The organism is Anabaena sp. AL09 (genome assembly GCF_001672255.1).
Taxonomy (GTDB): domain Bacteria; phylum Cyanobacteriota; class Cyanobacteriia; order Cyanobacteriales; family Nostocaceae; genus Dolichospermum; species Dolichospermum lemmermannii.
The window spans coordinates 81,863-88,407 of the sequence record NZ_LJOQ01000056.1; the positions used below are offsets into that span (position 1 = coordinate 81,863).

A 6,545-nucleotide genomic window follows, 5' to 3' on the forward strand; every position below is an offset into this window, starting at 1 on the left:
GGAATAAAGAAAGAAGAATTATGTAGAACTTGATGGCTTATGAAATGGAAGGTTAAATTAGCTTGGTTTGTTTTCGGGATCATATTGGTGTTAGTGGGCATAATTCCTGTGAAGATAGCGATAGCCTTTCACCAAGTTCCTGTACCCCAAGCAATTCTTGTATTGGGTGGTAATGGTAGTCGGATGGAATTTGCTGCCCAGTTCTGGCAATCTCACAGAAATTTAGATATTTGGATTTCTGATTTTGACTCTGAATTAAATTATAATCGTCCGATTTTTCAAAGGGCTGGTGTTCCGAATAGTAAATTACGGTTTGATGGCAGGGCGACAGATACAGTAACTAATTTTACAACACTGGTAGAAAAATTTGCTGACAGTAAGTTACAGCATCTTTATTTAATTACATCGGATTATCATATCCGAAGATCAAGAGCTATCGCTACTATTGTCCTTGGTAGTCAAGGGATTGTGGTTACACCTATTGCTGTACCTTCTTCGGTGTACAAATCAGAATCTCTGCTGCGAGTCATGCGAGATTGTGGGCGATCTTTTTTGTGGATTGTGACTAATCGAACTGGAGCTAGTTTTAATCCTCGCATTAAAGCAACTACATTTATTCATAAACAAATTATATAGTCAAATTGAAATAGTGATATTGTTTTAAGTGTTCTTTGAAATATTCAACCATTCAATGAATATTATCCCCACCTCTATTCCTGATATTCTCCTCCTAGAACCCAAAGTATTCCAAGACTCGCGGGGCTTTTTCTTGGAATCCTACAATCAAAAAACATTCACAGAGAAACTGGGAATTACAGCCAACTTTGTCCAGGATAATCACTCAAAATCTGAATACAATGTGCTGCGAGGATTGCATTATCAAATCATCCAACCTCAAGGTAAATTAGTCCGCGCCATTGTTGGGACAATTTTTGATGTTGCAGTAGACATTAGAAAAAATTCCTCTACCTTTGGACAATGGGTAGGTTACGAACTCAGTGCCGAAAACAAACGCCAATTGTGGATACCAGCAGGTTTTGCCCATGGCTTTCTCGTGCTTTCAGAAATTGCCGAAGTTATCTATAAAGCTACAGATTATTATACACCAGGAGGCGATCGCGCTATCCTTTGGAATGATCCAGATTTAGCCATAGATTGGCCTCTAGAAACACCCCCAATTTTATCAGCTAAAGATAGCAACGCTCCAACTTTCAAAAACGCCGAAGTTTATGAATAAATCAATATTATTAATAGGTAGTAACGGACAAGTTGGAACAGAACTACAACATACCCTAGCATCCAACTACAGAGTTATTGCCCTTGCCCGTCCAGAAATAGACTTAACTCACCCTGACAAATTACGCCAAATTATCAGAGAAACCCAACCCGAAATAATTATCAATGCTGCTGCTTATACCGCAGTAGATAAAGCCGAAAGTGAACCAGAAAATGCTCACCTGATCAATACTGTCGCCCCGCAAATTATCGCTGAAGAAAGTCAAAAATTAGGAAGTTTCTTAATTCATCTTTCCACCGATTACGTATTTAATGGTAATAGTCATTATCCCTATCGAGAAACAGATAGTACCAATCCATTGAGTGTATATGGACAAACAAAATTAGCGGGAGAGATAGCAATTCAACAAAATTGTCCCCACCATATAATTTTGCGGACAGCTTGGGTTTATGGAACTTATGGAAAAAGTAACTTCGTAAAAACCATGTTACGAGTTGGTCATGAAAGATCAGAAGTTAGAGTAGTTACCGATCAAATTGGTAGTCCTACTTGGGCGCAAGATATAGCTTCAACAATTACCCAAATTATCCCCCAATTAACCTCAGAAAATGCGGGAATTTATCACTATACAAATAGTGGTGTAGCGAGTTGGTATGACTTTGCCATAGCAATCTTTGAAGAAGCAGAAAAACTCGGTTTCCCCCTGAAAATTGCCAATATTATTCCCATTACTACCCCCGAATATCCCACACCCGCAAAACGTCCTGCTTATTCTGTCTTAGCTTGTGAGAAAATATCTCAAATCTTAGGAACTTATCCTCCTCATTGGCGACAAGAACTAAGATTAATGTTAAAAGAATTACAAGGAAAATCTCTATGAAAGCACTGATTTTATCCGGTGGAAAAGGGACAAGATTACGCCCCTTAACTTATACAGGAGCAAAACAACTTGTTCCAATTGCCAACAAACCAATTTTATGGTATGGCATTGAAGAAATGGCTGCTGCGGGGATTACTGACATTGGTATTATTATCAGCCCAGAAACAGGGGCAGAAGTCAAGAATAAAACTGGAAATGGCGAAAAATTCGGTGTTAATATCACCTATATTTTACAAGAAAAGCCAGCAGGATTAGCTCAAGCTGTCCAAGTTGCCCAGACTTTTTTAGGAGATTCCCCATTTGCCATGTATTTGGGAGATAACCTGATTCAACAAGGAGATTTAAGTTCATTTTTAGATAAATTTACTCAACAACAACCAGATGCTTTGATTCTGTTACGTGAAGTCACAAATCCTAGTGCTTTTGGTGTGGCAAAGGTAGACGAAAAAGGCAAAGTATTACAGTTAATTGAAAAGCCAAAAGTTCCCCCGTCAAATTTAGCATTGGTAGGGGTTTATTTTTTTTCACCAGTTATTCATGATGCGATTTCTCTGATTAAACCTTCAGCTAGAGGAGAATTAGAAATTACTGATGCAATTCAATGTTTAATAGATCAAGAAAAAGAAGTTTTAGCTTGTAATCTTGACGGTTGGTGGTTAGACACAGGTAAAAAAGATGATTTATTAGAAGCTAACCGTCTCATTCTTGATACCTATTTGAAAAAATCAATTTTAGGCGATATTGATCCGAAAACTCAAATTACTGGCAGAGTGCAAATTGGGACTGAATCTAAAATCATCAACTGTACAATTCGCGGACCCGTGGTAATTGGTAATAATTGCTATTTAGAAAACTGTTTTATCGGTCCATATAGTAGTATTGCCGATAATTCAACACTCATAGAAACAGATTTAGAACACAGCGTGGTTTTAGAAGGTGCTAAAATTACTGGAATTCAGCAACGAATTATTGATAGTTTAATTGGACAACGCGCCCAGTTAAGTATTGCCCCCCGTCGTCCTAAAGCATTACGCTTTTTAATTGGTGATGATTCTCAAATTGAACTGACTTGACGCTTTAATCTCGCTTTTTAACGGGGTTCTCCACTCACCCATCAAAACTTTTTGGCTTTTGATGGGTTCTCTATGACTAAAGTCATCCTAAACTATCGGAGTTTTCACCCAATTTCGTTATCAGTTTTACTTGTCTTATCAGAGAATTTATGGTTTAATTCGTATTAAGTCATGGAAGGATACACTCATCAAATCAAGGATGTACTTATGAGCAGCCAGTTTAGATCAAAAACCTCTGTTTTATTGGCGAACTTAGCTATATCTAGTTCCTTAATCTTCACTTTTCCAGTCCAGGCGCAATTGCCGACCGTTGCACAGGTAATTTATGTTGATCCAGTTACTGGTGTAAATACTGCTGAGGCTGGCACATCTGCAACAACTCCTTACAAAACCAGTGGATAATACAGATGATAATAGTAACAGTACTGCCATGCCCGATGTAGACCCATCGGAGGAAGCCAACACTGGAACTCAATTTACCTGTGTATCCCAAGGTGATGGTAACGTAGCTACAGTTGGTCAGCGACCCGGTGGAGAACCAATCCCTGTAATTATTTGGACTTCAGCATCTTTAAAATACTTTGGTGAGAAATTTACTCCTCAAAGCCGTTGCCAAATCGTCACACCGAAATTAAATGCGGCTGTAGCTGAAAGTGGCGGTAGCCTCAAAGATGTCGTGTTGATGAGCGGTAGAGTCCGCAATAAAACTGTCATTTGCGTGGTTTCTGTCAATGACACCGGTTGTGATGGTAATAATACTCTATTTACTTTAAACCCGGACAACGCCAAAAAGCCAGAGGAAATTCTTACCCAAATGATGCAAATCAGTCGTGAGGGTTCTAGTGCTGGCGTAATTCGGGAAACAAAAGGTCGTGTACAGGTAACATTGAGCGATTTACTACCCAGAAAGAATAAGAATAATCGCGTACCTCGGCAAATCAGAAAAAAACCTGCTATTAGAAATAAGTCTGGTGGTTTGTAATTATCTAAAATAAAATTCTGATTCTAGAAGTGTCTCTACACTGGCATTATGATCTAAGAAGGAAAATAAATGTCTGTAGAGCAGTTTGCCATCTTTATCTAAGATAAATTGTGCTGGTAATGGCGCTCCTAATGCCTGTCCAGTTCTATAAGTACGAAATGTATGGCAACTGGAATCACTCAATAATGGCATTTTTAAGCCCAAGTCTTGAACTATTATTTGACTTTGCTTTTTGTCGGTGCTAGTAATTAATAAAACTTCAATTCCCCGATTTTTAAACTGTTCATAATTTTCATTTAAGGCTTGAATATGGGGATAACAAAATGGACAATATTGCTTTTCGGTAAAAATTCTGGTAAAGGCAATTATTACAGGTTGTTTACCTCGAAAATCAGATAGCTTAACAACAGTATTGTTAGTAATATCTGATAATTTAAAATCTGGTGTGCCTATACCCAATCTGAAATTATCTAACGCGGGTATAGGGAGAAAATTATGGAAAAATCGCTCGTTAAATAAGCCAGTAAAATCAGTTGAAGTCAGCATAAGATATTCAAAATTAAAAGTTTAATTACCAAATTCCCAATTCTCTAAATATCAGCAAAGTAAATTTTAGACTTCACGGGATCAGGATTCATGGTTTTGTCCCCAGGTTGCCAATTAACAGGACAAACTTCATCGCTATGGGACTGAACGTGCTGAATTGCTTGTAATGTTCGCAGGGTTTCATCTACATTCCGACCAAAGGCTAGATTATTAATAGTGGAGTGTTGTAGAATGCCATATTTATCTATGATAAATAAACCGCGTAAAGCAATACCAGCGGTGGGGTCGAGAACGTTATAAGCGGCACTAATTTCTTTTTTGATGTCAGAAACTAGGGGATAATTTATGTCACCGACTCCACCAGATTTACGATCTGTTTGAATCCAAGCGAGGTGAGAAAATTCACTATCAACGGAAATACCCAAAATTTCTGTATTTAGTTGGCTAAATTCTGCGTAGCGATCGCTAAATGCTGTAACTTCAGTGGGACAAACAAAGGTAAAATTCAAGGGGTAGAACATCAGAACAACATATCTACCACGATAGTCAGACAATTTAATTGACTTAAACTCCTGATCTACTACGGTTGTTGCTGTAAAATCGGGAGCCTGCTGACCAATCCGGAGACATCCCTCTGTTTCATAGGTAAGTGTCATTAATCTAATTCCTATTCTTTGCTCCTTTAACTTTATATCATAGTTGGATTTATTTTTGAGCGCAGGCACATCGGTTAGATTGACACTTTTAGAGTCTTTAAAAACTCATGTTTTCGGCTCAATTAGGGACTTTTTAACTCAATATCCTCAGCAGCCGATTATATCAAGAAGGAATATATCAGCAAATCGGCTTTTGGTGATATGCGCTCCCATTATTTATGTGGAAGCGCATCTGAAGACTTAAAAACTAACTTCTATTTTTCAGCTAGTTATTAACATACTTACCAATCACCTGAGCAAAATCTGGTACTGCCTCTTGCACGTGTTTTTCTGCGGAATTACGGAATTTTTCGTAAGTTCCTCGCACAAGTTGGCGTTTGGTATTTTTAACCCTGGCATCAGTTACACCTAGCAGCGCATTTGCGGTCTGATTACTATTGGCTGTGAGGTATTCCACCGGTTCACCCTGTTGCACTCCTTCACTCCAAATGGGATCAATTGCAGTTAAGCAAACTGGTAGGAGGGACTCAACCACATTGGTGATATAACCCGGTTGAATTCCCTTGAGTGCAGCAAAGGCGGCTTTCATGGCCATACCGCTTATGCCTGATTTAGATGCCAGTTGTGCGTCTATCATGGTGCAGCAGTCTTGGACAATCAAGTCCTTATGACCAGAATTCATTAATTCTTCATTCAGTCCCATTTTAATACTCCTAAGTATCAAATTGCTTGATTTATTATCATATAAGTAGTTGAATAAAATTAAATTCATTCATGGAGTCAGGGAACAGGGAAAAGTATAGCATTCGGAGAATTTTGATGTTGATTGCACCCCATTATTCCCAAGATGCTTCAGCGTAGCTTGTCCTAGACATCATTCAGACTTAGTCTGTTGCTAAGGTTATGTGTCATATTCAGATCACGGGAACATAAAAACTGAAGATATCATTAATTCCCCTGTTGAACTTATCCCCTTGGGAAGTTATTATGTATGGGAGTAAGGTGCTTCTTGGCAATGACAAAATAGCCTAAAAGATCAAAAATAATTGAGAAGACACAAATTTCAGGAGTTAATCAATTTTACAAGAAAGACTGGGAAGTTTGAAAGCCCCTGAGTAAGCATTGCGTAGCAATGCCTTAGGTGCTTTTAGACAGGGGATGAAAAGCGACT

General features: G+C 38.3%; 9 protein-coding genes. 6 read left to right on the top strand and 3 right to left on the bottom strand.

The annotated features are described in order from the left end of the window. The first annotated feature begins 39 nt into the window (after nucleotides 1–39). The 6 genes from AN490_RS11345 to AN490_RS11370 all read left to right on the top strand — a co-directional run bounded on the left by AN490_RS11345 (nucleotide 40) and on the right by AN490_RS11370 (nucleotide 4,172). Nucleotides 40–636, top strand: coding sequence for a YdcF family protein (locus tag AN490_RS11345; protein WP_300003251.1), 597 nt, complete (start codon nucleotides 40–42; stop codon nucleotides 634–636). A 55-nt stretch (nucleotides 637–691) separates the two neighbouring features. Further along, complete coding sequence (gene rfbC / locus AN490_RS11350; RefSeq protein WP_300003256.1) at nucleotides 692–1,237, top strand: dTDP-4-dehydrorhamnose 3,5-epimerase; 546 nt, start codon at nucleotides 692–694, stop codon at nucleotides 1,235–1,237. Further along, nucleotides 1,230–2,117 carry a dTDP-4-dehydrorhamnose reductase gene (gene rfbD / locus AN490_RS11355; protein ID WP_300003258.1) on the top strand — a complete coding sequence of 296 codons (888 nt, stop codon included), beginning with the start codon at nucleotides 1,230–1,232 and terminating at the stop codon, nucleotides 2,115–2,117. Before rfbC ends, rfbD begins: the two co-directional genes overlap by 8 nt. Next, nucleotides 2,114–3,190 (top strand): glucose-1-phosphate thymidylyltransferase, encoded by a 1,077-nt coding sequence (locus AN490_RS11360; protein ID WP_271822135.1) that lies wholly within the window; start codon nucleotides 2,114–2,116, stop codon nucleotides 3,188–3,190. The genes rfbD and AN490_RS11360 overlap by 4 nt, the downstream gene beginning before the upstream one ends. Before the next feature lie 207 nt (nucleotides 3,191–3,397). After that, entirely contained in the window at nucleotides 3,398–3,592 is a 195-nt protein-coding gene (locus tag AN490_RS11365) for a hypothetical protein (RefSeq protein WP_300003264.1), read from the top strand. A gap of 28 nt (nucleotides 3,593–3,620) precedes the next feature. Continuing rightward, nucleotides 3,621–4,172: a COP23 domain-containing protein gene (locus AN490_RS11370; protein WP_300003267.1), complete on the top strand. Its 552-nt coding sequence runs from the start codon at nucleotides 3,621–3,623 to the stop codon at nucleotides 4,170–4,172. Here the strand turns inward: AN490_RS11370 and AN490_RS11375 are convergent, their stop codons facing one another. The 3 genes from AN490_RS11375 to AN490_RS11385 form a co-directional block, all read right to left on the bottom strand. Beyond that, entirely contained in the window at nucleotides 4,173–4,718 is a 546-nt protein-coding gene (locus AN490_RS11375) for a peroxiredoxin (protein WP_300003270.1), read from the bottom strand. 44 nt (nucleotides 4,719–4,762) lie between these two features. Next, nucleotides 4,763–5,374 (bottom strand): peroxiredoxin, encoded by a 612-nt coding sequence (locus tag AN490_RS11380; protein WP_300003272.1) that lies wholly within the window; start codon nucleotides 5,372–5,374, stop codon nucleotides 4,763–4,765. A 265-nt stretch (nucleotides 5,375–5,639) separates the two neighbouring features. Next, nucleotides 5,640–6,077 (bottom strand): hypothetical protein, encoded by a 438-nt coding sequence (locus AN490_RS11385; protein ID WP_015080405.1) that lies wholly within the window; start codon nucleotides 6,075–6,077, stop codon nucleotides 5,640–5,642. Nucleotides 6,078–6,545: the final 468 nt, after the last annotated feature.